This is a genomic window from Stenotrophomonas sp. YJH_SMC_105-26 (assembly GCF_059368915.1).
The window spans coordinates 170,020-195,897 of record NZ_JCAFSD010000001.1; the positions used below are offsets into that span (position 1 = coordinate 170,020).

At 66.8% G+C, this 25,878-nt stretch carries 23 protein-coding genes; 15 read left to right on the forward strand and 8 right to left on the reverse strand.

The annotated features are described in order from the left end of the window. Positions 1-127: 127 nt before the first annotated feature. The 5 genes from rplI to AC5P7F_RS00930 form a co-directional block, all read right to left on the reverse strand. The gene (rplI, locus tag AC5P7F_RS00910; RefSeq protein ID WP_014647660.1) at positions 128-577 is read right to left on the reverse strand and encodes a 50S ribosomal protein L9; all 450 of its coding nucleotides are present in this window, start codon (positions 575-577) and stop codon (positions 128-130) included. A gap of 105 nt (positions 578-682) precedes the next feature. After that, positions 683-913: a 30S ribosomal protein S18 gene (gene rpsR / locus AC5P7F_RS00915; RefSeq protein ID WP_002804494.1), complete on the reverse strand. Its 231-nt coding sequence runs from the start codon at positions 911-913 to the stop codon at positions 683-685. 11 nt (positions 914-924) lie between these two features. After that, the gene (gene rpsF / locus AC5P7F_RS00920) at positions 925-1,362 is read right to left on the reverse strand and encodes a 30S ribosomal protein S6 (protein ID WP_495204121.1); all 438 of its coding nucleotides are present in this window, start codon (positions 1,360-1,362) and stop codon (positions 925-927) included. A 185-nt stretch (positions 1,363-1,547) separates the two neighbouring features. Then, positions 1,548-2,090: a CbrC family protein gene (locus tag AC5P7F_RS00925; protein WP_014647661.1), complete on the reverse strand. Its 543-nt coding sequence runs from the start codon at positions 2,088-2,090 to the stop codon at positions 1,548-1,550. Between the two features lie 94 nt (positions 2,091-2,184). Continuing rightward, on the reverse strand, positions 2,185-2,523 hold the full coding sequence (locus AC5P7F_RS00930; protein WP_111207035.1) for a HesB/IscA family protein: 339 nt from the start codon (positions 2,521-2,523) through the stop codon (positions 2,185-2,187). A 128-nt stretch (positions 2,524-2,651) separates the two neighbouring features. On the opposite strand from AC5P7F_RS00930, the gene asnS reads away from it, so the two are divergent. From asnS to AC5P7F_RS00990, 12 genes are all read left to right on the forward strand, one after another. Then, positions 2,652-4,046, forward strand: a complete 1,395-nt coding sequence (gene asnS, locus AC5P7F_RS00935) for an asparagine--tRNA ligase (protein WP_014647663.1) — start codon at positions 2,652-2,654, stop codon at positions 4,044-4,046. 30 nt (positions 4,047-4,076) lie between these two features. Then, the gene (locus AC5P7F_RS00940) at positions 4,077-4,376 is read left to right on the forward strand and encodes a hypothetical protein (RefSeq protein ID WP_005410232.1); all 300 of its coding nucleotides are present in this window, start codon (positions 4,077-4,079) and stop codon (positions 4,374-4,376) included. 7 nt (positions 4,377-4,383) lie between these two features. Further along, positions 4,384-4,698: a hypothetical protein gene (locus tag AC5P7F_RS00945; protein ID WP_006453002.1), complete on the forward strand. Its 315-nt coding sequence runs from the start codon at positions 4,384-4,386 to the stop codon at positions 4,696-4,698. A gap of 7 nt (positions 4,699-4,705) precedes the next feature. Then, a complete protein-coding gene (locus AC5P7F_RS00950; RefSeq protein ID WP_164077091.1) occupies positions 4,706-5,344 on the forward strand; it encodes an FMN-binding negative transcriptional regulator in 639 nt (212 codons plus the stop codon). A gap of 72 nt (positions 5,345-5,416) precedes the next feature. Continuing rightward, the gene (can, locus tag AC5P7F_RS00955) at positions 5,417-6,079 is read left to right on the forward strand and encodes a carbonate dehydratase (protein ID WP_010480460.1); all 663 of its coding nucleotides are present in this window, start codon (positions 5,417-5,419) and stop codon (positions 6,077-6,079) included. Positions 6,080-6,098: 19 nt separating this feature from the next. After that, on the forward strand, positions 6,099-6,620 hold the full coding sequence (locus AC5P7F_RS00960; protein WP_049442510.1) for a 3-hydroxyanthranilate 3,4-dioxygenase: 522 nt from the start codon (positions 6,099-6,101) through the stop codon (positions 6,618-6,620). Positions 6,621-6,790: 170 nt separating this feature from the next. Continuing rightward, entirely contained in the window at positions 6,791-8,065 is a 1,275-nt protein-coding gene (gene kynU / locus AC5P7F_RS00965; RefSeq protein ID WP_014647667.1) for a kynureninase, read from the forward strand. 31 nt (positions 8,066-8,096) lie between these two features. Beyond that, positions 8,097-9,464: an FAD-dependent oxidoreductase gene (locus tag AC5P7F_RS00970; RefSeq protein ID WP_014647668.1), complete on the forward strand. Its 1,368-nt coding sequence runs from the start codon at positions 8,097-8,099 to the stop codon at positions 9,462-9,464. Beyond that, positions 9,464-10,903: an exodeoxyribonuclease I gene (sbcB, locus tag AC5P7F_RS00975; RefSeq protein WP_164077092.1), complete on the forward strand. Its 1,440-nt coding sequence runs from the start codon at positions 9,464-9,466 to the stop codon at positions 10,901-10,903. The genes AC5P7F_RS00970 and sbcB overlap by 1 nt, the downstream gene beginning before the upstream one ends. After that, complete coding sequence (locus tag AC5P7F_RS00980) at positions 10,900-11,586, forward strand: DUF2461 domain-containing protein (protein WP_032962055.1); 687 nt, start codon at positions 10,900-10,902, stop codon at positions 11,584-11,586. The genes sbcB and AC5P7F_RS00980 overlap by 4 nt, the downstream gene beginning before the upstream one ends. Beyond that, positions 11,586-12,566: an aldo/keto reductase gene (locus AC5P7F_RS00985; RefSeq protein ID WP_164077093.1), complete on the forward strand. Its 981-nt coding sequence runs from the start codon at positions 11,586-11,588 to the stop codon at positions 12,564-12,566. Before AC5P7F_RS00980 ends, AC5P7F_RS00985 begins: the two co-directional genes overlap by 1 nt. Before the next feature lie 42 nt (positions 12,567-12,608). Continuing rightward, entirely contained in the window at positions 12,609-13,160 is a 552-nt protein-coding gene (locus tag AC5P7F_RS00990; RefSeq protein ID WP_014647672.1) for a DUF2939 domain-containing protein, read from the forward strand. 204 nt (positions 13,161-13,364) lie between these two features. Here AC5P7F_RS00990 and AC5P7F_RS00995 read toward each other — a convergent pair whose 3' ends face one another. From AC5P7F_RS00995 to AC5P7F_RS01005, 3 genes are all read right to left on the reverse strand, one after another. Beyond that, positions 13,365-14,309: a 5'-nucleotidase gene (locus AC5P7F_RS00995; RefSeq protein WP_005410242.1), complete on the reverse strand. Its 945-nt coding sequence runs from the start codon at positions 14,307-14,309 to the stop codon at positions 13,365-13,367. Between the two features lie 47 nt (positions 14,310-14,356). Next, the gene (locus AC5P7F_RS01000; protein ID WP_032962058.1) at positions 14,357-15,130 is read right to left on the reverse strand and encodes an NAD kinase; all 774 of its coding nucleotides are present in this window, start codon (positions 15,128-15,130) and stop codon (positions 14,357-14,359) included. Between the two features lie 281 nt (positions 15,131-15,411). Next, positions 15,412-20,388 carry an NAD-glutamate dehydrogenase gene (locus tag AC5P7F_RS01005; RefSeq protein WP_046431556.1) on the reverse strand — a complete coding sequence of 1,659 codons (4,977 nt, stop codon included), beginning with the start codon at positions 20,386-20,388 and terminating at the stop codon, positions 15,412-15,414. A 250-nt stretch (positions 20,389-20,638) separates the two neighbouring features. On the opposite strand from AC5P7F_RS01005, the gene AC5P7F_RS01010 reads away from it, so the two are divergent. The 3 genes from AC5P7F_RS01010 to AC5P7F_RS01020 are packed head-to-tail and all read left to right on the forward strand — an operon-like array spanning position 20,639 to position 25,752. Continuing rightward, the gene (locus tag AC5P7F_RS01010) at positions 20,639-21,295 is read left to right on the forward strand and encodes a TetR/AcrR family transcriptional regulator (RefSeq protein WP_111207029.1); all 657 of its coding nucleotides are present in this window, start codon (positions 20,639-20,641) and stop codon (positions 21,293-21,295) included. Further along, positions 21,295-22,563, forward strand: a complete 1,269-nt coding sequence (locus AC5P7F_RS01015; RefSeq protein WP_014647677.1) for an efflux RND transporter periplasmic adaptor subunit — start codon at positions 21,295-21,297, stop codon at positions 22,561-22,563. The genes AC5P7F_RS01010 and AC5P7F_RS01015 overlap by 1 nt, the downstream gene beginning before the upstream one ends. Positions 22,564-22,578: 15 nt before the next feature. Continuing rightward, the gene (locus tag AC5P7F_RS01020; protein ID WP_046431562.1) at positions 22,579-25,752 is read left to right on the forward strand and encodes a multidrug efflux RND transporter permease subunit; all 3,174 of its coding nucleotides are present in this window, start codon (positions 22,579-22,581) and stop codon (positions 25,750-25,752) included. Positions 25,753-25,878 lie beyond the last annotated feature (126 nt).

Consider the following 25,878-nt stretch of genomic DNA (forward strand, 5'->3'; position numbering starts at 1 on the left):
TGGAACATTGTCCAGCCCCACCCCGTCGGCCGGACGTGGCCGCACGCCACGAAACGGAGCCATAAAACAAAACGGGCACCCTTGCGGGCGCCCGTTCTGCGGTGATGCCAGGCCTTGCGGCGTGGGATCAGGCTTCGGCGACGACGACGACCTTGACGGTGGTCTCGACGTCGGCGTGCAGGTGGATCAGCACGTCGTACTCGCCGATGTTGCGGAAGGCGCCTTCGCCCAGGATGACTTCGCTCTTGCTGACCGGCAGGCCGGCAGCGGTGAAGGCATCGGCGATTTCGCGGGCGCCGACCGAGCCGTACAGCTTGCCTTCGGTCGAAGCGTTGGCCGGGATGGTCACGCTCGCGCCGTCCAGCTTGGCCTTGCGGGCGTCAGCGTCGGCGTGGATGGCCTGGGCCTTGGCTTCGTATTCGGCGCGCTTGGCTTCGAACTCGGCCTTGTTGCTCTCGGTGGCCGGAACGGCCTTGCCCTGCGGCACGAGGAAGTTACGGCCGTAGCCCGGCTTCACGTCGACCAGGTCGCCCAGGTTGCCGAGGTTGGTGACTTTCTGCAGGAGGATCAGCTGCATGGTATTGCTCCAGATGAGTTATTCGTTAGCGAGGCGATGCCCCGCAACAAAGGCTGTCCGAATAGCTGGCACAGCGGGGGCGGCACCGGGCCGCCCCGCCGGGCATCAGACGTCGTGGTTGTCGGTGTACGGGATCAGGGCCAGGAAGCGAGCGCGCTTGACGGCGGTCGCCAGCTGGCGCTGGTACTTCGACTTGGTACCGGTGACGCGGCTCGGCACGATCTTGCCGTTCTCGGTCAGGTACTGGCGCAGGGTGTTGAGATCCTTGTAGTCGATCTCCTTCACACCTTCAGCCGTGAACTTGCAGAACTTGCGGCGACGGAAGAACTTGGACATGGGAAGGCTCCTTAGGCGGCGGAAGCGGCGGCGTCGCCGGCTTCGTTGTCAGCGGTGGTGGTGGACTCGCCCTCTTCGTCGTCACGACGACGGCGCTCACCGCGCTCCGGCTTGTCACCCTTCTCGTCCTTGCTCTTCATGATCAGCGACTGCTCGGTGTCAGCCTCGTCACGCTTGATGACCAGGTTGCGCAGCACGGCGTCGTTGAAGCGGAAGCTTTCGGTCAGTTCGTTCAGAACGGCCTGGTCGGCTTCGATGTTCATCAGCACGTAGTGGGCCTTCACCAGGTTCTGGATCGGGTACGCCAGCTGGCGGCGGCCCCAGTCTTCCAGACGGTGGATGGTGCCGTTGCCGTTCTCGACCAGCGACTTGTAGCGCTCGATCATGGCCGGGACCTGCTCGCTCTGGTCCGGGTGGACCATGAACACGATTTCGTAATGACGACTCATGTTTTTTCTACCTTTCGGATGTGGCCTTGCGGCCGGACAGCCCCCCGCCGTTGAGACCGCGGTGGGGCAAGGATTCCCGCCGGGAAGGCAGGAAGCCGCGCATTATGCGGCAAGCGGCGCCACCGGGCAACCGGGCGCAAACCGGGCAACCTGAACGGGAGCGCCGGCCCATGTCCGGCACGTGCTCATTCCAGATCGACGTGAAGACGATGCTGGCCGCATTCCAGGCATTGGAACAGGCAGCCGACCATCATCCCGTCCCGGCTCAGATGCTCCAGCACCCAGTCGGCGTCGCGCGGATTGACCGCCGCCACGTCCGGCCGGACCTGGTCGAGGATCGGCAGCAGATCGTCGCTGCCGGCGTAGCCGAGGAAGGCGCAGGGCCGTTCGCAATGGCTCAACCAGACCGATTGCTGCCAGGAGGAGTAGCCCGGGGTGCGCTCGCAGATCTCCAGCAGCAGCTCACGGGCGATGGTCGGCGGCGGATCAGCCGGATCCGGGGATACCCCCTCGATATCGCTCCAGCCGATGAACTCCCCCTCGTAACTGGCCGCAGCCCTGCCATCGGCGATACACCAGGGGCACAGGTAATCCGGGCGCAGGCGGGTGTAGAACGGTCCGCGATAGCGCAGTGCGCGCGCCTGTCCGCAGCAGTCGCAGATCCCCTCGACCTCTTCGAAGGAGAGGTCGTAGGCATTGGGGTGATAGGTGAAAAGCGGTCGTTCCATCCGTGGGGTCCCTGCCGAGCCCAGCGTGCCGACCAAGGTCGGCGCCCACCAGAGCACGCCTGGTCAGCGCCGGGCCATGCCCGGTGGCCGGCCCTCAGGCCTTGTCGGCGTCGGTGGTGAAGCTCTCGCCGCAGCCACACTCGGCGGTGGCGTTCGGGTTGCTGAACGTGAAGGTCTCGCTCAGGCCGTGCTTGCCGAAGTCGATCACGGTGCCGTCCACCAGGGCCAGGCTCTTGGCGTCGACGTAGATCTTCACGCCCTCCTGCTCGAACACCGTGTCGCCCTCGCGCTCATCGCGGGCCAGGTCGGTCACGTGGCCCCAGCCGGAGCAGCCGGTCTTGGTCACGCCGAAACGCAGGCCCAGCGCGCCGGGGGTCTGGGCGACGAAGCGCTGCACGCGCTCGAAGGCAATGGGGGTCAGGCTGACGGCCATGGGGCTACTCCAGAGGTACGGGGACATTATAAGGAGCCGTTGCCACGAAAAATGCCTCGCAAGCAGAACGCTGCAACCGGTAAACTCCCGTGTTCACAGATCGAGTCGATCAGCAGAGGATTCAAGTCATGACGGTGGTCAGCGTTGAACATGCGCTTGCCGGGAAGATCCCGGAAGGCGGCGAAGTCACGGTACGCGGATGGGTGCGCACGGTGCGCGGTTCAGCGAATCTGGCCTTCGTGAATGTGAGCGACGGCTCCTGCTTCGCCCCGATCCAGGTCGTGGCCGGCGACAGCCTGGCCAACTTCGATGAGATCAAGCGCCTGACCAGCGGCTGCTCGGTCATCGCCACCGGCACGCTGGTGAAGTCGCAGGGCAAGGGCCAGTCGTTCGAGATCCAGGCCAGCACGCTGGACGTGGTCGGCTGGGTCGAAGACCCGCTCACCTACCCGATCCAGCCCAAGCCGATGTCGCCGGAGTTCCTGCGCGAAGTGGCGCACCTGCGTCCGCGCACCAACCTGTTCGGCGCGGTCACCCGCATCCGCAATTGCCTGGCCCAGGCCGTGCACCGCTTCTTCCACGAGAACGGCTTCAACTGGATCAGCACCCCGATCATCACCACCTCCGACGCCGAAGGCGCCGGGCAGATGTTCCGTGTGTCCACCCTGGACATGGTGAACCTGCCGCGTGACGAGAAGGGCGCGATCGATTTCAGCCGCGACTTCTTCGGCAAGGAAACCTTCCTGACCGTGTCCGGCCAGCTGAACGTCGAGGCTTACTGCCTGGCGCTGAGCAAGGTCTACACCTTCGGCCCGACCTTCCGCGCCGAGAACAGCCACACCACCCGCCACCTGGCGGAGTTCTGGATGATCGAGCCGGAAATCGCCTTCGCCGACCTGGCCGAAGACGCGCGCCTGGCCGAGGAGTTCCTGAAGTACCTGTTCCGCGCAGTGCTGAACGAACGCAGCGACGACCTGGCCTTCATTGCCGAGCGCGTGGACAAGAACGCGATCACCAAGCTGGAAGACTTCATCAACGCACCGTTCGAGCGCATCGACTACACCGACGCGGTCAGCCTGCTGCAGAAGTCCGGCAGGAAGTTCGACTTCCCGGTTGAATGGGGCCTGGACCTGCAGACCGAGCACGAGCGCTGGCTGACCGAGGAACACGTCGGCCGCCCGGTGGTGGTGACCAACTATCCGGAGCACATCAAGGCCTTCTACATGCGCCTGAACGACGACGGCAGGACCGTTGCCGCGATGGACGTGCTGGCCCCGGGCATCGGCGAGATCATCGGCGGCAGCCAGCGCGAAGAGCGCCTGGACGTGCTGGACGCGCGCATGGCCCAGTTCGGCCTGGATCGCGAGCACTACAGCTGGTACCGCGATTTCCGCCGCTATGGTTCGGTGCCGCACGCCGGCTTCGGCCTGGGCTTCGAGCGCCTGGTGGTGTACGTCTGCGGGCTGTCCAACATCCGCGATGCGATCCCCTACCCGCGCGCGCCGGGCAGCGCGGACTTCTAAGCCCCACACGACCACGGAGGTACCGCCCCCATGACCCTGTTCTTCGCCCTTTGTTTCGTCGGCGTTGCAGTGGCCGGGTTCAGTGCCTTCGTGATCTTCTGGCCGCTGACCCTGGTGCACGTGCGCGACCGCCATCCGGCGCTCGCCGCGCGCTTCGGCAGCGGCGCCTTCCTCAAGCCCGATGCCCTGGCCTGGCTGCTGCGACGCGACTATCGGCAGCAACCGGACCGCTCGCTGTCCGGGCTGGCGACACCGGCCTGGGTATCGCTGCTGACCCTGCTGGCCGGACTGGGCATGGCCGCCCTGCTCTGGCTGGCCTCGCTCTGGTAATACGCTCATGAATGACATCACCGCCTCGCGCGACAGCTGGTGGCTGGCCAGCCTCGGCAACACCCTCATCTGGGCGCGCCTGCGCGTTCGCCCGGCCGGCACCGCCGAAGTGCTCGACAGCGATGGCAACACGCTGAGCTACGACAGCGAAGACACCGCCCGTTCGCAGTTGTTCGACGCCGAGTTCGTCGAGTACGACGGCCTGGACGAGGAGGACGCACTGGTGCGCGGCTTCAGCCTGCACGAAGTGCAGCCGCCGCAGGCCGACAGCGACGAGGGCCTGCGTGGCCGCATGATCCAGTCACTCGGCGGGCGCGCCTGACCCCTGCATGTTCACCCCGCGCGCCTTCGCCGAGACCGACCTGCTCTGGCTGGACCGCCTGCTGGCGCGCGACCCGTTCGTTACCGTGCTCACCCCCGGCAGCGATGGCCTGCCGGAGCTGACCCGGATGCCGGTGCTGTACCGGCGTGACGGCGACCAGATCGAACTGCGCGGCCACTGGGCCCGCGCCAACCCGCAGTCGCGCCACAGCGGCGCGGCCAAGGTGCTGGTCGATGGACCGCACGGTTACGTCTCGGCCAGCTGGTATCCGGACAAGGAGCCCGCCGCGCGGGTACCCACCTGGAACTACGCTGCTGCCGAGCTGCGTGGCCAGCTGCAGACCTTCGACGATGCCGGTGCGCTGGCGGAGCTGGTCGGCGCGATCAGCGACCGCTTCGAAGCCAGTGTCGGCCAGGCCTGGCAGTTCGATGCCACGCGTGCCGAACATGGCCCGGAGCTGCGCGCCATCATCGGCTTCCGTTTCCAGGTCGAACATGTGCAGATGAAGCTCAAGCTGAGCCAGAACCATCCCGACGCCAACCAGCGTGCGGTGATCGCCGAACTGGAACAGCTGGGCACCCCCTCTTCCACCGAGTTGGCGCAGTGGATGCGCTGGCACCGCGAACAGGCCGCCCGCAGCGACTGAACGCCGCAGATTCCCGCGACGACGCAGCCGGACGGCTGCGGCGCTCCCCCCCCCCACGCCAGGGACCCGAACATGAAAGACATCCACAAGCTGCTGCAGAACAACCGCGACTGGGCCGACCGGATCGAGAAGGAAGACCCCGAGTTCTTCCACCAGCTGGCCAAGCAGCAGCACCCGGAATACCTGTGGATCGGCTGCTCCGATTCGCGCGTGCCGGCCAACCAGATCATCGGCATGGCCCCGGGCGAAGTGTTCGTGCACCGCAACGTCGCCAACGTGGTCGCGCACACCGACCTGAACTGCCTGAGCGTGGTGCAGTACGCGGTGGACCAGCTGAAGGTGAAGCACATCCTGATCGTTGGCCACTACGGCTGCGGCGGTGTGCATGCCTGCCTGCACAACACCCGCGTCGGCCTGGCCGACAACTGGCTGCGCCACGTCGGTGACGTGATGCAGAAGCACACTGGCATCCTCGATGCGATCGAGACCGATGAGCTCAAGCACGCGCGCCTGTGCGAACTGAACGTGATCGAGCAGGTGGCCAACCTGTGCCGCTCGACCATCGTGCAGGATGCGTGGGCCCGCGGCCAGAAGCTGATGGTGCATGGCTGGGTCTACAGCCTGAAGGACGGACGCGTGCGCGAGATGGGCATCGACGTCGGTTCGCAGGAAGAGCTGCAGCCTGCATATGAAAAGGCCCTGTCCTACATCCCGCGCAAGGGCAAGCGCGACTGATCCCTTACGGATGACCATCATGCTCGCTTCGCCGATCAACCTGCACGCCTGGATCGAAGAGAACCGCCACCTGCTGAAGCCGCCGGTGGGCAACAAGATGATCGACAACGGCGATTTCATCGTGATGGTAGTCGGCGGGCCGAATTCGCGCACCGACTATCACTACGACGAAGGCCCCGAGTGGTTCTACCAGCTCGAAGGCGAGATGGTGCTGAAGGTGCAGGAAGACGGCGCGGTGCGCGACATCCCGATCCGCGCCGGCGAGATCTTCCTGCTGCCGGCAAAGGTTCCGCACTCGCCGCGGCGCCCGCCCGGTGGCATCGGCCTGGTGGTCGAGCGCAAGCGCCTGCCGCACGAGATGGACGGCGTGATCTGGCACTGCGAGCGCTGCAACCACAAGCTGCACGAAGAGTTCTTCCCGCTGCAGAACATCGAGACCGACCTGCCCAAGGTGTTTGCGCGCTACCACGCCAGCCTGGAGCTGCGTACCTGCAGCCAGTGCGGGCACGTGGATCCGCTGCCGGCGCCGGCGGTGGGCTGAACGGTCGCCGGGCATGGCCCTTGTAGAGCCGAGCCCATGCTCGGCTGCCGGGCCGCGAAGCCGAGCATGGGCTCGGCTCTACAGTTCAACCGGCGCGCAGGCGTTCAGGGCGTCGGTCCCACCATCCCAGGCGCTACACTGGCGGTCCCGTTGCAGCCTGTTGCCCGACCATGTCCGACCTGCTCAGCCGCACCCACGCCATCGCCCTGGACGCCGCCGATCCGCTGCGCCCGCTGCGCAGTGAATTCCTGATTCCGCGCCATGAGGGCGGCGAGCAGACCTACTTCGTGGGCAACTCGCTGGGCCTGCAGCCCCGCGGCGCGCAGGCAGCGGTGCAGGAAGTGATGAAGCAGTGGGGCGAACTGGCGGTGGAAGGCCACTTCACCGGCCCGACGCAATGGCTGTCCTACCACCGCCTGGTGAGCGCGCAGCTGGCCCGCGTGGTTGGCGCGCTGCCCAGCGAAGTGGTGGCGATGAACACGCTGAGCGTAAACCTGCACCTGATGATGGTCAGCTTCTACCGGCCGACCACGCAGCGCCCGGTGATCCTGATGGAAGCCGGCGCGTTCCCGACCGATCGCCACGCGGTGGAAGCCCAGATCCGCTTCCATGGCTTCGACCCGGCCGAGTGCCTGGTGGAAGTGCAGCCGGACGAAGCCAACGGCACGATTTCACTGAACGCCATCGAGCGCGCCATGACCGAACACGGCCCGCGCCTGGCACTGGTGCTGTGGCCTGGCGTGCAGTACCGCACCGGCCAGGCCTTCGACCTCGATGCGATCACCCGCGCCGCCCGCCTGCAGGGCGCACGCATCGGCTTCGACCTGGCGCACTCGGTCGGCAACCTGCCGCTGCGCCTGCATGACGTGGCCCCCGATTTCGCCGTGTGGTGCCATTACAAGTACCTCAACAGCGGCCCGGGCGCAGTGGCTGGCGCCTTCGTGCACGAGCGCCACCACCGCGATACCACCCTGCCGCGCTTTGCTGGCTGGTGGGGCCATGAGGAAGCCACCCGTTTCCAGATGGCGCCGCAGTTCACCCCGGCCATCGGCGCCGAGGGTTGGCAGCTGAGCAATCCACCGATCCTCGGCCTGGCACCGCTGCGTGCCTCGCTGGACCTGTTCGAACGTGCCGGCATGGAGGCGCTGCGCAGCAAATCGCTGGCGCTCACCGGCATGCTCGAAGCACTGGTGCGCGCGCGCCTGCCGCAGGTGCTGGACATCATCACCCCGGCCGATCCGCAGCGCCGCGGCTGCCAGTTGTCGCTGCGCGTGATCGGTGGCCGCGAGCGTGGCCGCGCACTGTTCGAGCACCTGCGCGGCATCGGTGTGCTCGGCGACTGGCGCGAACCCGACGTGATCCGCATCTCGCCCACCCCGCTCTACAACCGCTACCTGGACGTGCACCACTTCGTCGAGGAAGTGGAAGCCTGGGCCGGCCTTTGAGCCGGTCCCTCCCCTGCTGCTGGACAGTTCGTTGATCGCACATGCTTCCCGCTCGTTGAGCATTATCGGTGCCGGCCTGGCCGGGTCCCTGCTGGCCATCCTGCTGTCGCGGCAAGGCTGGCGCATCACCCTGTACGAACGCCGCGGTGATCCGCGCGTGGCTGATTACGAGAGTGGCCGCTCGATCAACCTGGCATTGGCCGAGCGTGGGCGCAATGCGCTGCGCCAGGCAGGTGTGGAGGACGAAGTGATGGCACGCGCGGTGATGATGCGCGGCCGCATGGTGCACCCCCGCGACGGCGAACCGCAGCTGCAGCGCTATGGCCGTGATGACAGCGAAGTGATCTGGTCGATCCACCGCAGCGATCTGAACACCACGTTGCTGGAACTGGCCGAGCAGGCCGGCGCCACCGTGCACTTCCATCGGCGCCTGCACACCGTTGATTTCGACGCCGGTTACGCGCGTTTCATCGATGACCGCGACGACAGCCCGCACGACATCCGCTTCGACACCCTGATCGGTGCCGACGGCGCCGGTTCGGCCCTGCGCGCGGCGATGAACCGCCGTGCCCCGCTGGGCGAGGACATCGCCTTCCTCGACCACTCCTACAAGGAGCTGGAGATCCCTCCGGCCGCCGACGGCAGCTTCCGCATCGAGCGCAATGCGCTGCACATCTGGCCACGTGGCCATTACATGTGCATCGCCCTGCCCAACCACGAAGGCACCTTCACCGTCACCCTGTTCCTTCCCAACCAGGGCGATCCCAGCTTCGCCACGGTCAACACCGGCGCGCAGGCCGAGGCGCTGTTCGCGCGGGAGTTCGCCGACACCCTGCCGCTGATCCCGAACCTGCGCGCGGACTGGGAACAGCACCCGCCGGGGCTGCTCGGCACGCTCACCCTGGAGCGCTGGCACCAGCACGGTCGCGCCGTACTGATCGGTGATGCCGCGCATGCGATGGTGCCGTTCCACGGCCAGGGCATGAACTGCGCGTTCGAGGACTGCGTTGCGCTGGCCCGGCACCTGATGGAAGCGGATGATCTGGAAGGCGCGTTCGCCGCGTTCGAAGCCGAGCGCAAGCCGAATGCACGTGCCATCCAGCAGATGGCGCTGGAGAACTACCTGGAGATGCGCGACCGTGTCGCCGATCCTGCGTTCCTGCTGCAGCGCGAACTGGAGCAGGAACTGCAGCGGCGCTGGCCGACCCGCTTCGTGCCGCACTACACGATGGTCACCTTCCTGCACACACCGTACGCCGAGGCGCTGCGCCGCACCGAACTGCAACGCGACATGCTGGTGGCCGCCACCACCGGTCACGATTCACTGGACAACATCGACTGGGCCGCGCTGGAAGCGCAGATCCACGCGCAGCTGCCGGTCCTGGAGGGCGCGCACTGATGGCCGACAGCTTCCTGTTCTACGACCTGGAAACCTTCGGCCAGGACCCGCGGCGCACGCGCATCTCGCAGTACGCCGCGATCCGTACCGATGCCGACCTCAACGAGATCGATACGCCGGTCAGCTTCTTCGTGCGCCCGGCCGATGACCTGCTGCCCTCGCCGATGGCCACCCTGGTTACCGGCATCACCCCGCAGCAGGCCCTGGCCGAGGGCATCAGCGAGGCCGAGGCCTTCGACCGCATCAACGAACAGCTGTCGCGCCCCGGCACCTGCGCGCTGGGCTATAACACGCTGCGCTTTGACGATGAATTCGTCCGCTACGGGCTGTTCCGCAATTTCCACGACCCGTACGAGCGCGAGTGGCGCAACGGCAATTCGCGCTGGGACCTGCTGGACATGCTGCGCCTGATGCGCGCGATGCGTCCGGACGGCATCAAGTGGCCGCTGCGCGAGGACGGCGCCACCTCGTTCAAGCTCGAGCACCTGGCCGAGGCCAACAACGTGCGCGAGGGCGATGCGCACGAAGCGCTGTCCGACGTACGTGCCACCATCGGCATGGCACGCCTGTTCAAGCAGTCGCAGCCGCGCCTGTGGGAGTACGCGCTGAAGCTGCGTGACAAGCGCTTCGTCGGCGGCCTGCTGGACGTGGCCGCGATGAAGCCGGTACTGCACATTTCCATGCGCTACCCGGCCAGTCGCCTGTGCGCGGCGCCAGTACTGCCGCTGGCCGTGCACCCCACCATCAACAACCGGGTGATCGTGTTCGACCTGGAAGGCGAGATCGACGACCTGCTGGAACTGCCGGCCGAGGTGATCGCACAGCGCCTTTACCTGCGCGCCAGCGAGCTGCCCGAAGGCGTGGCGCGGGTGCCGCTGAAGGAAGTGCATCTGAACAAGGTGCCAGCGCTGATCGCCTGGAACCACCTGCGCGCCGATGACCACGCGCGCCTCGGCCTGGACGTGGCCGCGATCGAGGCCAAGGTGGAACGGCTGCGCGCGTTCGCCCCGCAGCTGGCCGAGAAGGCGCGCCAGGTCTACAACCAGCCCCGCGTCGCCACCGTGGCCGACGTCGATGCCTCGCTGTACGACGGTTTCCTCGGCAACGGCGACAAACCGCTGCTTGCGCTGGCACGCACCACCGCGCCCGAGCAGCTGGCCGCGCTGGAAGGCCGTTTCCGCGACCCGCGCCTGCCGGAGCTGCTGTTCCGCTACCGCGCGCGCAACCACCCCGACAGCCTCGCGCCGGCGGAACGCCAGCGCTGGCAGGATTACCGCCGCCAGCGCCTGCTCGGCGACGGCGGGCTGGGCGAACTCAACCTGCCCCAGTACCGGCAGCAGCTCGATGCACTGGCCGCCGAAGCGCCCGACGATGCGCGGCGCCAGGCCCTGCTGCAATCGCTGCGCGACTGGGGCCAGCACCTGCAGGAGACACTGTGAGCACCTACTTCTCGGACGCCAGTTTCAGGTTCCTGCGCAGCCTGGCGCGGCACAACGACAAGGCCTGGTTCAACGACCACCGCCAGCAGTATGAAGACCACGTACGGCAGCCGTTCCTGCGCCTGCTGGGCGACCTGCAACCGGCCCTGGCCGAGGTCAGCGAACACTTCCGTGCCGATACGCGCGGCGTCGGCGGCTCGCTGTTCCGCATCCACCGCGACGCGCGCTTCTCCAACGACAAGTCACCGTACAAGACCTGGCAGGGCGCACGCCTGTTCCATGAGCGCCGCCGTGAAGTAGCCGCGCCTTCGTTCTACGTGCACCTGCAGCCGGGCGAGAGCTTCGTCGGTGCCGGCCTGTGGCATCCGGAACCGGAAACCCAGCGCCGCGTGCGCCACTTCATCCTCGACAACCCGGGCAGCTGGAAGGCCGCCGCGCACGCACCGGGCCTGCGCAAGCGCTTCGATTTCGAGGAGAGCGAAAAGCTGGTGCGTCCGCCGCGTGGCTTCCCCGCCGACTTCGAGTTCATCGACGACCTCAAGCACCGCAACTGGGTGATGTGGCGCTCGCTGGACGACGCCACCATGACCGGTCCGCGCCTGCTGTCCACGCTGGGCAAGGATCTGGCCGCGCTCGGCCCGTTCGTCGACTACCTGTGCGCGGCGCTGGACCTGGAATTCTGATGCCATTGGCACAGCAACGCCGCACGCTGGGCCGCACCGGCCTGGCGGTTTCGCCGGTGGGCCTGGGCTGTTCCGGCTTCTGGGGGCATCGCCGATTCCCGGAACAATCGGCCGCGAACGTGGTCGAGCATGCACTGGCACAGGGCGTGAACCTGTTGGACACCGGCCACAACTACTCCGGTTTCCACGCCGAGCCGCGGCTGGGCCGCATCCTGCGCACGTTGCTGAAACAATACCCGCGCGACGCGCTGGTGATTTCCAGCAAGGGCGGCACGCTGACCGGCCAGGCCGGCGTCAGCGGCGCCGAGCAACGCAATTTCTCGCCGGCAGCCATCACCGCCAGCTGCGAGGCTTCGCTGCGCAATCTCGGCCTGGATCACCTGGATATCTACCAGTTGCATGGCGCCAGCGAGCACGACATCAACGATGACCTGCTGGCCGCGCTGCAGCGCCTGCGCGAACGCGGGTTGATCCGGCACACCGGCATCAACACCCACTCGGCCTCGACCCTGCGCTGGATGATCGCCCATCCCGACGCCTTCGATGTGGTGCTGCTGGACTACAACGCCCTGCAGCAGGACCGCGAACCGCTGATCGACCAGTTGCAGGCGGTGGGCATCGGCGTGCTGGCCGGGACCGTGCTGGCGCAGGGCCACCTGCTGCCCGCGCGCCCGCGCCTGCCACGGCTGGCCGATGGCTGGTACCTGGCGCGCGCCTGGCTGAAGCCCAGCAGCCGGCAGCTGATGCGCAGTGCCCGCCAGATGCGCCGGGCAGTGGCCGCGATCCGCAGCCAACGCCCGGCCCAGACCGCCTTCGCCTATGCGCTGGGCCATCCCGGCGTGGCCAGCGGCATCCTTGGCACCACCCGTACCCGCAGCCTCGACGAGGTGCTGGCGACGCGGCTGGAAGCGCTGACCCCGGCCGAACGGCAACAGCTGGTCGATGCCTTCGGTGACGGCCGTGGCTCGCCCAGTCATTGAGTCTTCACCCGGCACTGCCGCCATTGCGGCAGTCTGGTCGGCATGAAGAAACTCACCGCACTCATTGTGCTGCTGGTCCTGGCCGTCGCCGCCTGGTGGTTCGGCGGCCCCTACATGACCGTCAATGGCCTGTCCAAGGCCATCGAGCAGCGCGACACCGCCCGACTGGAGCGTTACGTCGACTTCCCGCGCGTGCGCAGCAGCCTGCGTGCGCAGCTCAACGACTACCTGGTGCGCCAGGCCGGCCCCGACGTGGCATCCAGCCCGTTCGGCGCCCTGCTCTATGGGCTGGGCGACCAGCTTGGCGGTGCCGCAGTGGAGACCATGGTGACCCCGACCGGGATCGGCGCGATGCTGCAGGGCCACGTGCTGTGGAAGCGTGGCCGCAATGAACTGCAGGGCGGCGATGCCTTCGGTGCGACCGAACCGGCGCGGCCGCTGAAGCATGCCGAGCATCATTTCGAGGCACTGGACCGATTCGTGATCGACGTCGATCGCGGCCCCGGCCAGCCACCGTTGAAGGTGGTGCTGGAGCCGCAGGGCCTGCGCTGGAAGGTGGTGGACCTGCAGCTGGGAATGTCGGGCAGCCCTTGATCGGACCCGTGGCCTGACGGCAGTGCCAACCAAGGTTGGCAACTACCGGGGCATGTGGCTCTGGTAGATGCCCACCTTGGTGGGCATGTGGCTGTGGTAGATGCCCACCTTGGTGGGCATGTGGCTGTGGTAGATGCCCACCTTGGTGGGCATGGGTCCTAGGCAGTGCAAACCAACGGTTGGCACCTACCGGTCGAGTCCGCCCTACCCCTCGTTGGCGACGCCGTGCGGCACGTGGCCGGCGGCCACATGCTCGCGGGCGCTGTCGATGTTGTGCTGCGAATCGTCGAAGAAGATGTCGGCACCGAAGGCCTGCAGGAACGGGCCCTTGTGACGGCCGCCCAGGAACAGTGCCTCGTCCAGGCGCACGCCCCACTCGCGCAGGGTGCGGATCACCCGCTCATGCGCCGGTGCCGAACGCGCGGTCACGAGCGCGGTACGGATCGGCGCGCTCTCGCCGGCCGGGAACACTTCCTGCAGCGTATGCAGGGCCGACAGGAAGCCACGGAAGGGACCGCCGCTGAGCGGCTCGCGGGCGCGCTCGCGCTCGTGGCGGCCAAACGCTTCCACGCCCTGCTCGCGCGAGATGCGCTCGCTCTCGTCACCGAAGATCACCGCGTCACCATCGAAGGCGATGCGCAGCTGGCCGGCCGGGCGACCAGTATCGATCTGGTCGGCGGCTGCCGCAGCGGTCTCGCCCGGCGGCTTGGGCAGGATGGTTGCCGCCGCGATGCCATGACGCAGCGCGCTGCGCACCGATTCGGGGTTGGCCGACAGGAACAGGTCGGTACCGAACGGCTTCACGTACGGCCAGGTCGGCTCGCCGGCGGTGAAGGTCGCGCGGATGATGCCCAGCCCATAGTGCTGGATCGAATTGAAGATGCGCAGGCCGGTATCGGCCGAGTTGCGCGACAGCAGGATCACCTCGACCCGCGGGTTCTCCGGGCTGGCGCCCTGGTTCAGCGCCAGCAGCTTGCGCACCACCGGGAAGGCCACGCCGGGGCCGAGGATATCGTCCTCGTGCTGGCGCTGGAATTCGGCGTAGGCCGCCACGCCATCACTTTCGAACAGCGCATGGCTTTCCTCGAGGTCGAACAGCGCGCGCGAGGTCACCGCGACGGTCAGCAAACGGGGGGAGTTGTCGCCCATCGGTGGGGGTCCTTCAAGCGGTCGGCGGGGCCGGCCGCCCATTGTCCTCAAAAAACGAACTGTTCGCTCAGGATCCTGTCTTCCAGGTTGTGCTCCGGGTCGAACAGCAGGGTCACGCGGCGGTCCTTCGACTCGCGGATGGTCACCTCGACCACGTCGCGGGTCTCGTGCGAATCCGCCGTGACGCTGACCGGGCGCTTGTACGGGTCGAGCACGCGGAAGCGCACCTCGGTATCGGCCTTGAGGATCGCCCCGCGCCAGCGACGCGGCCGGTACGGGGCCAACGGCGTCAGCGCGATGGTGTGCGAGCCCAGCGGCAATACCGGACCATGCGCGGAATAGTTGTAGGCGGTGCTGCCCGCCGGGGTGGCCACCAGCACGCCGTCACCGATCAGCTCGGCCACGCGTTCCTGGCCGTTGAGGTCGATGCCGATATGTGCGGCCTGCCGGGTCTGGCGCAGCAGCGAGACATCGTTGTAGGCCAGCGAACCGGTACTGGTGCCCGACTCGGTCAGCGCCACCATTTCCAGCGGGCGCAGGTTGGCCGGTTCGGCACGCGCAATGCGGGCCTGCACGTCGTCGTCGCCACGGTACTGGTTCATCAGGAAGCCGACGGTGCCCAGCTTCATGCCGAACACCGGCTTGCCCAGGTGCCCATGCCGGTGCAGGGTCTGCAGCATGAAGCCGTCGCCTCCCAGCGGACACAGCACGTCGGCCTGCTCCGGCGCGTGATCGCCATAACGCGAGACCATCGCGGCGCGGGCCATCTGTGCAGGTTCGGTGGCGCTGGCCAGGAAAGCGATGCGGGGGGTGTCGCTCATCGGTGGATCCGGGTGGGTGTGCCAGCAAGAGCATACCCGGTAGTGCCGGCCGCTGGCCGGCAGCTGCACCCGATTGTGGTCCATGCGGTTGCCGGCCAGCGGCCGGCACTACCCGGCAATGCAGAACGGCCCCGCTTTCGCGGGGCCGTTCCTCCAACTGCTGCAGATCAGGCGCCCCCCTGAGTCAGGGGGGCGCGCCAACGGCGCGGGGGTCTGGGAGCATGGTTGGCATGGGGCCCACGGTTTGCAGAGCAAACCGTGGGGCCTCAGCGCGAATGCGCTTACGCACCATGCGCGGCCAGCTGACCCAGGCGCTGCACCGCGACCGAAACGGTCGGGTAGTCCAGGGTCTTCTGCTCGGCCAGTTCGGCCAGCATTGCCAGGGTGAAGCGCAGGCTGCTGTCGTCGCGCCCCATCCAGGCCGCCACCTTTGCTTCGGCACTGCTGCCCTTGGTACCCAGCACCTGGCCCGCCAGGTTGCGGTGGTTGGCGGCCAGCTCGTCACGCAGCACGCCACGTGCCACCGCGTGCCAACGGCCATTGACCTCCAGCGCATCGACCTGCTCGAACAGCCACGGCAGCTGCAGGGCATCGCCCAGGCGGAAGTGGACCTTGGACACGTCCACCGGCTTCAGCTTGCGGGTACGGGCCAGTTCGATGATGTCGAACGCCGGCTCCAGGAAGTGCAGTTCGGCCAGCTGCTGCGCCAGCGCGGACGGCAGGCCCTTTTCCTTCCACTCGGCCACCAGGGCTTCGTAGGTCGGACGCTGCGAATCCGGCAGCACACCCGAGGCAACGCGGATGTCGTTGAACGGGCCCTGGTAGCGGTTGACCGCTTCGGTGATGCCGGGCATCGCGCCGGGGCGCGACAGCAGCCAGCGCACGAACGAGCGCTGCAGCTTCCAGATCACTTCCAGGGCGTCGATCTGCACCGACTCCGGCACCTTGCCGTCGAGGGCATCGATCTGCGCCCACAGCGCGCGTGCATCCAGCGTTTCACGGCTGATGGTGTAGGCCTTGGCAACCTCGGCGATGGAACGGCCGGTGTCTTCCTGCATGCGCATCAGGAAGGTGGCGCCCATGCGGTTGATGGTCTGGTTGGTCACGGCCGTGGCGATGATTTCGCGCTTCAGGCGGTGACGCTCCATTGCGTCGGCATACTTCTTCTGCAGCGGGGTCGGGAAGTAGCGCTGCAGTTCCTTGGACAGGTACGGATCTTCCGGGATGTCCGAATCCAGCAGCTGGGCGAACGCCACCAGCTTGGAGTAGGACAGCAGCACCGACAGCTCCGGACGGGTCAGGCCCTGGCCGCGCGCCTTGCGCTGCGAGAGCTCGGCATCGGACGGCAGGAACTCGATCTGGCGATCAAGCAGGCCCTGCTGTTCCAGGGTACGGATGAAGTGCTGCTTGGAGCCCAGGCGCTTGACCGCCATCCGCTCCATCAGGCTCAGCGCCTGGTTCTGGCGGTAGTTGTCGTTGAGCACCAGCTCGGCGACTTCATCGGTCATCGAGGCCAGCAGCTTGTTGCGCTGCTCGACGGTCAGCTTCTTGGCCCGCACCACATCGTTGAGCAGGATCTTGATGTTGACTTCATGGTCGGAGGTGTCGACACCGGCCGAGTTGTCGATGAAGTCGGTGTTGAGCAGCACGCCGGCCTGCGCGGCTTCGATGCGGCCCAGCTGGGTCATGCCCAGGTTGCCGCCCTCGCCCACCACCTTGCAGCGCAGCTCGCCACCGTTCACGCGCAGCGCGTTGTTGGCACGGTCGCCGACATCGCTGTGCTGCTCGCTGGCGGCCTTGACGTAGGTACCGATGCCGCCGTTCCACAGCAGGTCGACCGGTGCCTTCAGGATCGCGCTCATCAGCTCGTTCGGCGACAGCGCCTTGACGTTCTCGTCCAGGCCCAGCGCTTCACGCACCTGCGGGGTGATCTCGATCGACTTCAGGCTGCGCGGGTACACGCCGCCGCCCTTGCTGATCAGCTTGGCATCGTAGTCCGCCCAGCTCGAACGCGGCACGGTGAACAGGCGCTCACGTTCGACGAACGTGGTGGCCGCATCCGGGTTCGGGTCCAGGAAGATGTGGCGGTGATCGAACGCAGCCACCAGGCGGATGTGGCGCGACAGCAGCATGCCGTTGCCGAACACGTCGCCGGACATGTCGCCGACGCCGACCGCGGTGAAGTCCTGGCTCTGGCTGTCACGGCCCAGCGCACGGAAGTGGCGCTTGACCGACTCCCACGCACCGCGTGCGGTGATGCCCATGCCCTTGTGGTCGTAACCGACCGAACCACCGGAGGCGAACGCATCGCCCATCCAGAAGCCGTGCGCGATGGCCAGGCCGTTGGCGATGTCGGAGAAGGTCGCAGTGCCCTTGTCGGCGGCCACCACCAGGTACGGATCGTCCATGTCGTGGCGCACGACATCCACCGGCGGCACGATCTTGTTGTTGACGATGTTGTCGGTGATGTCCAGCAGGCCCTGGATGAACAGCTTGTAGCAGGCCACGCCGTTGGCGAAGATCGCATCACGGTCGCCGTTCACCGGCGGGGTCTTGGCGAAGAAGCCGCCCTTCGCGCCGACCGGCACGATGACGGTGTTCTTGACCATCTGTGCCTTGACCAGGCCCAGCACTTCGGTACGGAAGTCTTCGCGACGGTCCGACCAGCGCAGGCCACCACGGGCGACCGCGCCGAAGCGCAGGTGGGTACCTTCCACGCGCGGGCCGTAGACGAAGATCTCGCGGTACGGGCGCGGCTTCGGCAGGTCCGGCACCAGCGCCGAATCGAACTTGAAGCTGATGACATGGCCGTGCTGGCCGTTGGCATCGGTCTGGTAGTAGCTGGTACGCAGGGTCGCGTCGATCACGCCCATGAACGAGCGCAGGATGCGGTCCTCGTCCAGGCTGGACACGCGGTCCATCAGCTTCAGCAGCGCATCGCGCGCGGCCTGCATCTGCGCGTCGCGGTCACCCTTGCGGGCGTCGACCACGGTCTTGAGCACCTTCAGGGTGGCATCGTCACCGGCAGCCAGCACGTCGAAGTGGGCCTTCAGCTGGGCCTGGCCGGCGGCGATGTCGTCCTTGCTCTCGTGGCCGGTGGCCGGATCGAAGCGGGCTTCGAACAGCTCGACCAGCAGGCGGGCCAGCAGCGGGTAGCGCGCGAAGGTGCCTTCCACGTAGGCCTGGGAGAACGGCACGCCGGTCTGCAGCAGGTACTTGCAGTAGCCGCGCAGCATGGCGACCTGGCGCCAGTGCAGGCCGGCAGCCAGCACCAAGCGGTTGAAGCCGTCGTTCTCGGCATCGCCGTGCCAGACGCGGGCGAAGGTCTCGCCGAAGGCTTCATCGACACTGGCGGCATCGATCGCGCCGGCGGTCGACTCGACCTCGAAGTCCTGCACGTACACCGGGGCGTTGTCGACCGACAGGCGGTACGGACGCTCGGCGATCACGCGCAGGCCCATGTTTTCCATCATCGGCAGCGCGTCCGACAGCGGAATGTCGTCCAGCTGGCGATACAGCTTCAGGCGCAGGCCATCACCGCTTTCGCGCGGCACGGCCTGCAGGCTCAGGCGCAGGTCGTCCGGGCCGGTCAGGGCGTCGAGCTGGCTGACATCGTTGGCGGCAACCGCGGTGCTGTTGTCTTCGATGTAGCCGGCCGGCAGCGCCTTGCCGATACGAGCGGCGATGCGCAGGCCTTCGGTCTCGCCGTGGCGGGCCACCAGCGCTTCGCGCAGGTCGTCCTGCCAGTTGCGCAGCACCTGGGCCAGCTTCTGCTCCAGTTCGGCGGTATCGACGTCGAGCATCTCACCCGGCTTCGGGCGCACGATCAGGTGCACCTGGGCCAGCGGCGATTCGCCCAGCACCACCGAGCTGTCGACGTACTCGCCGTGCAGCGCGTCCTTCAGCATCGCTTCGATGCGCAGGCGCACGTCGGTGTTGAAGCGCTCACGCGGCAGGTAGACCAGCGCGGAGATGAAACGGCTGTACTTGTCGCGGCGCAGGAACAGGCGGCTGCGCACGCGCTCCTGCAGGCCCAGCACGCCCATCGCGGTGCGGAACAGTTCGTCCTCGCTGGACTGGAACAGTTCTTCGCGCGGCAGGGTTTCCAGGATGTGGCGCAGGGCCTTGCCACTGTGGCTGGCCGGGGCCAGGCCCGACTGCTTCATCACGTGCTCGTGGCGCTGGCGCACCAGCGGGATTTCCCACGGGCGGCGGTTGTAGGCGCTGGAGGTGAACAGGCCGAGGAAGCGCTGCTCGCCGATGATCTTGCCCTTGGCGTCGAATTCCAGCACGCCGATGTAATCCATGTAGCCAGCGCGATGCACGCGCGAACGGGCATTGGTCTTGGTCAGGATCAGCGCATCCTTCAGACCGGACGTGGTGTTCAGGCCCTGCGCGGCCAGGGTCTTGACCGGACGGGCGGCGGACTTGTCCTTGCCGCGCATCAGGCCCAGGCCGGTGTCGTTCAGCGGCGCCAGCACCTCTTCCTTGCCCTGCTTCTCGACGCGGTATTCGCGGTAGCCGAAGAAGGTGAAGTGGTTGTCGGCGGCCCAGCGCAGGAACTCCTGTGCTTCCTTGCGCGATGCGTCGTCGACCGGCAGCTGGCGGCTGCCGAGGTCGTCGGCCAGCGCCAGCGCCTTGTCCTTCATCGGCTGCCAGTCGCGCACGATCGCACGCACTTCGTCCAGCGCCTTGTTGATGGCCTGTTCGATGGCAGCCATGGCGTCGGCCGGCTGGCGGTCGATCTCCAGCAGCATCACCGACTCGGCATCGCCCTCGCCGACCTTGACCAGCTTGCCGGCCTTGTCGCGGGTGAAGCGCAGCACCGGGTGGCCCAGCACGTGGACACCGACGCCCTGCTCGGCCAGCGACATGGTGACGGTATCTACCAGGAACGGCATGTCGTCGTTGACGATCTGCAGCACGGTGTGCGGCGATTCCCAACCGTTGGCCTTCGCAGTCGGATTGAACACGCGGACGTTGGCCTTGCCGGCCTTGCGGGCACGGGCGAATTCCAGCGTCTCAGCCGCGAGCGCGGCCCACTCTTCAGCGCTGTGGTGCGGGAACTCGTCCGATTCCATGCGCTTGTAGAAGTCAGTGGCGAAGGCCACCGCTTCGGCCTGTGCGGCCGCGGGGTAGCGCTTGCGCAAGGCCGTGTACACCGGCTCCAGGGAGAAACCAGCGGTCACTGCGACCTCCGACTCTGCTGGTTTCGTCTTGTTTTTCACGGTCTTGGCTGCGGTTTTTTGCGGTTTCATGGCAGAGCGATGCGCTTGCTCAGTTGGGAAAATGAAATTGTAGCCCTACCGCACGAAAAGGCCTTGCTGCAGGACGGAATAAGCAGATTCGGGTTTGCTGCGGTTTAGACGCCTATTCAGTTCGCTCCGGTATGGAGCTGGCGCCTGCTTCAGCAGTGCCGACAGGATCGGCAAAGCGTGTTACCGAAAGACACACGCGGCGACGCCGATTCGATTCCACAATCCTGAACTGGACGGTATAGTCCACCGCGTGAACCCGGCCTACCTCCCCGTTGCCCTCGACGCGCGCGATGAGCGCGTGTTCGATGCCGTGCGCAGACTGCTGGCCGAGCAGGGCATGCAGATGAGCATGGACGCAGTGGCCCAGCATGCCGGCTGCTCCAAGCAGACCCTGTACTCGCGCTACGGCAGCAAGCAGGAACTGCTGCGCCGGGTGATGCAGCGCCACGTCGGCCACGCCACCGGGGCCATGCTGCGTGCACTCCGCAGTGACGACCTGCGTGCCAGCCTTCTCCAGTTCGCCACCGACTTCCTGGAGCATTTCAACCAACCGCACGTAGGACAGGCCTGCCGGCTGATTGCAGCCGAGGCAGCCCAGTTTCCCGAAGAGGCGCGTACGCTGTACCGGCACGGTGCCGGCGCGCTGACGCTTCATCTTGCTGAATGGATTGAAACCGTTTGCATGCAAGGCCAGCTCCGGCATGACGACCCGCACTTCATGGCCGAACTGCTGCTGAGCATGATCGCCGGTCAGGATTTCGACAAACAGCGCTTCCATACCCCCCATCGTGATGACGCGCTCCTGCGTCGGCGCTGGGCAGAGTTCTCCGTCGACAGCTTCCTGCGCGCGTTCGCGCCACAGCCGTCGCCGGCCCCGTCTACAAACCAACCCCGGAGTTCCTCCTGATGACCGCCCCACTCCGCACCCTTGCCTTGACGTGCGCCGTTGCTGTCGCGCTGGCTGCCTGCAAGAAGCCGGAACAGCAGACGCCCCCGCCGCCGGAGGTGGGCGTGATCGACGCCAAGCCGCAGACCCTGCCGCTGCAGCGCGAGCTGGTCGGCCGCCTGTCGCCGTTCCGCAGCGCCGACGTCCGCGCACGCGTACCCGGCGTGCTGCTCAAGCGCGTTTACCAGGAAGGCTCGCAGGTCAAGCAGGGCCAGACCCTGTTCCTGATCGACCCGGCGCCGTTGCGTGCCTCGCTCAACGCCTCCGAGGCCCAGCTGGCTTCGGCCCGCGCCACCTACGCCAATGCCAAGGTCGCCGCCGATCGCGCGCGCTCGCTGGCGCCGCAGCAGTTCGTCTCCAAGTCCGACCTGGACAACGCCGAATCGGCCGAGCGCACCGCCCTGGCCGCCGTCAAGCAGGCCGAAGCGGCAGTGACCTCTTCGCGGATCAACCTGGGCTACGCCGAAGTGACCGCGCCGATCAGTGGCGTGGCCAACAAGCAGCAGGTCACCGAGGGCGCGCTGGTCGGCCAGGGCGATGTGACCCTGCTGACCACCGTTGACCAGCTCGACCCGCTGTATGTGAACTTCTCGCTGAGCGTGGATGAGCTGACCCAGCTTCGCGCGCAGCAGGCCAAGGGCTCGCTGGCGCTGTCCGGCGACGGCAAGGCCACGGTCAACGTCAAGCTGGCCGACGGCAGCACCTATGGTGAGCCGGGCACGCTGGACTTCTCCTCGACCACGGTCGACCCGGCCACCGGTGCGGTGTCGCTGCGTGCGCTGCTGCCGAACCCCCAGCAGATCCTGCTGCCGGGCGCCTTCGTCAGCTTCCAGGCCAACCTGGGCGAGCGCAACAATGCCTACCTGGTGCCGCAGCAGGCGCTGCTGCGTGACACCACCGGCGGCTACGTGATGGTGGTCGGTGCCGACGGCAAGGTGGTGCGCAAGAACGTGAAGACCGATGGCGCGCAGAACGGCAACTGGCTGGTCAGCGACGGCCTGGCCGCCGGTGACAAGGTGATCGTGGCCGGCGTGCAGAAGGTCAAGGAAGGTGCACCGGCGGTGGCCAAGCCGTGGACCCCGGGGCAGGACGCCAACGGCAAGCCTGCCGCAGGCGGCGCCGCTCCGGCGGGCGCAGCACCGGCGGCAGGCAAGGCACCGGCCGACGCGGCCAAGCCGGAACAGGCCGATGCGGCCAAGCCGGCCACCACCGATTCGAACAAGCAGTAACGGGAACCTTCCGTCATGCCTAAATTTTTCATCGAACATCCAGTCTTCGCCTGGGTGGTTGCGATCCTGATCTCGCTCAGCGGCGTGATCGCGATCCTCAACCTGGGCGTGGAGTCCTATCCCAACATCGCCCCGCCGCAGGTCACCGTCTCGGCGACCTACCCGGGCGCCAGCGCGGACACCACCGAGAAATCGGTCACCCAGGTGATCGAGCAGCAGCTGACCGGTATCGATCACCTGCTGTACTTCAGCTCCTCGTCGGCCTCCAACGGCCGCGCGCAGATCACCCTGACCTTCGAGACCGGCACCGATCCGGACATCGCCCAGGTGCAGGTGCAGAACAAGGTTTCGCTGGCCACGCCACGACTGCCTTCGGAAGTGACCCAGCAGGGCGTGGTGGTGGCCAAGGCCAATGCCGGCTTCCTGATGGTGGTGGCGCTGCAGTCCGATACCCCGACCATCAACCGTGACGCCCTGAACGACATCGTCGGCTCGCGCGTGCTCGACCAGGTCTCGCGTATCCCCGGCGTCGGCAGCACCCAGCAGTTCGGTTCCGAGTACGCCATGAACATCTGGCTGAACCCGGAGAAGATGCAGGGCTATGGCCTGTCGGCCAGCCAGGTACTGGCCGCGGTACGTGCGCAGAACGTGCAGTTCGCCGCCGGTGCGCTGGGTTCGGACCCGTCGCCGGAAGGCCAGCACTTCACCGCCACGGTCTCGGCCGAAGGCCGCTTCAGCTCGCCGCAGGAATTCGAGAACATCATCCTGCGCGCCAACGCCGATGGCTCGCGCGTGCTGCTCAAGGACATCGCCCGCGTCGCCTTCGGTGCCAACAACTACGGCTTCGACACCCAGTACAACGGCAAGCCGACCGGCGCCTTCGCCATCCAGCTGCTGCCGGGCGCCAACGCCCTGAACGTGGCCGAAGCGGTGCGCGCCAAGATGGACGAGCTGCAGCCCAGTTTCCCGTCCGGGGTGACCTGGTTCTCGCCGTACGACAGCACCACCTTCGTCAAGATCTCGATCCAGGAAGTGGTCAAGACCCTGTTTGAAGCGGTCCTGCTGGTGTTCCTGGTGATGCTGATCTTCCTGCAGAACTTCCGCGCCACACTGATCCCGACCCTGGTCATCCCCGTCGCCCTGCTCGGTACCTTCCTGGGCATGTGGATGATCGGCTTCACGATCAACCAGCTGACCCTGTTCGCGATGGTGCTGGCGATCGGCATCGTGGTCGACGATGCGATCGTGGTGATCGAGAACGTCGAACGCATCATGAGCGAGGAAGGCCTGGCGCCGAAGCCGGCCACGCAGAAGGCGATGACCCAGATCACCGGCGCGGTGGTGGCGATCACCGTCGTGCTGGCGGCGGTGTTCATCCCGTCCGCCCTGCAGGGCGGCGCCGCCGGTGAGATCTACAAGCAGTTCGCCCTGACCATCGCCATCTCGATGGCGTTCTCGGCGTTCCTGGCACTGGGCTTCACCCCGGCGCTGTGCGCGACCTTCCTCAAGCCGACGCACAACGACAACCCGAACATCGTCTACCGCACCTTCAACAAGTACTACGACAAGATCAGCCACACCTACGTGGGCCACATCACCTCGGCGGTGCGCCATGCGCCGCGCTGGATGATCCTGTTCGTGGTGCTGACCGCGCTGTGCGGCTTCCTGTTCACCCGCATGCCGGGCAGCTTCCTGCCGGAAGAAGACCAGGGCTATGCGCTGGCGATCGTGCAGCTGCCGCCGGGCTCGACCAAGGGCCAGACCAACGAAGTGTTCGCGCAGATGCGTGGCATCCTGGAAAAGCAGGATGGCTATGAAGGCATGCTGCAGGTGGCCGGCTTCAGCTTCGTCGGTTCCGGCGAGAACGTGGGCATGGGCTTCATCCGCCTGAAGCCGTGGGAGGAACGCAAGTTCACCGCGCCCGAGTTCATCCAGAACATGAACGGCGCGTTCTACGGCATCAAGGAAGCGCAGATCTTCGTGGTCAACCTGCCCACCGTGCAGGGCCTCGGCCAGTTCGGCGGCTTCGACATGTGGCTGCAGGACCGCAGTGGTGCCGGCTACGAACAGCTGACCCAGGCGCGCAACATCCTGCTGGGCAAGGCCGCGCAGAAGCCCGAAGCCCTGGTCGGCGTGCGTCCGAACGGGCTGGAGAACGCCCCGCAGCTGCAGCTGCACGTGGACCGCGTGCAGGCGCAGTCGATGGGCATGTCGGTGTCGGACGTGTACAGCACCATCCAGCTGATGCTGGCCCCGGTCTATGTCAACGACTTCTTCTACGAAGGCCGCATCAAGCGCGTGACCATGCAGGCCGATGGCCCGTACCGCACCGGCCAGGAGTCGCTGAAGAGCTTCTACAGCCCCTCCACCCTGACCCAGAACGCCGATGGCACCAACGCGATGATCCCGCTCAACACGGTGGTCAAGTCCGAATGGGTGTCGGCACCGCCGTCGCTGAGCCGCTACAACGGCTACTCGGCGATCAACATCGTCGGCTCGCAGGCCCCGGGCACCAGCTCGGGCGAAGCGATGCAGACCATGGAGAGCATCGTCAACGACGACCTGCCGGCCGGCTTCGGCTACGACTGGTCCGGCATGTCCTACCAGGAAATCCTGGCCGGCAATGCCGCCACGCTGCTGCTGGTGCTGTCCATCGTGGTGGTGTTCCTGTGCCTGGCCGCCCTGTATGAAAGCTGGTCGATCCCGGTGGCGGTGCTGCTGGTGGTGCCGCTGGGCGTGCTGGGCGCACTGGGCCTGTCGATGCTGCGCGGCCTGCCCAACGATCTGTTCTTCAAGATCGGCCTGATCACCGTGATCGGCCTGGCCGCGAAGAACGCGATCCTGATCGTGGAGTTCGCGGTGGAGCAGCGCGCAGCCGGCAAGAACCTGCGCGATGCCACCATCGAAGCGGCCCGCCTGCGCTTCCGCCCGATCCTGATGACCTCGTTCGCGTTCATCATGGGCGTGATCCCGATGGCGATCTCCACCGGCGCCGGCGCCAATTCCCGCCACGCCATCGGTACCGGCGTGATCGGCGGCATGCTGTTCGCCACCCTGCTCGGCCTGCTGATGATCCCGGTGTTCTTCGTGGTCGTGCGCCGCATGCTGGGCGACAAGCTGGATGAACCGTCCAAGGAGTTCATGGAACGCCAGCGCGACGCGGATGCTGCACACCGCCCGGATCGTTGATCCGGCAGTGCGCTGAAACGAAAAGGCCCCGGAGCGATCCGGGGCCTTTTTCTTGCCGCCTTTGAATTCATGCCAACCAAGGTTGGCATCTACCAGGGCAACGGCATGCCCGGTAGCCGCCAACCT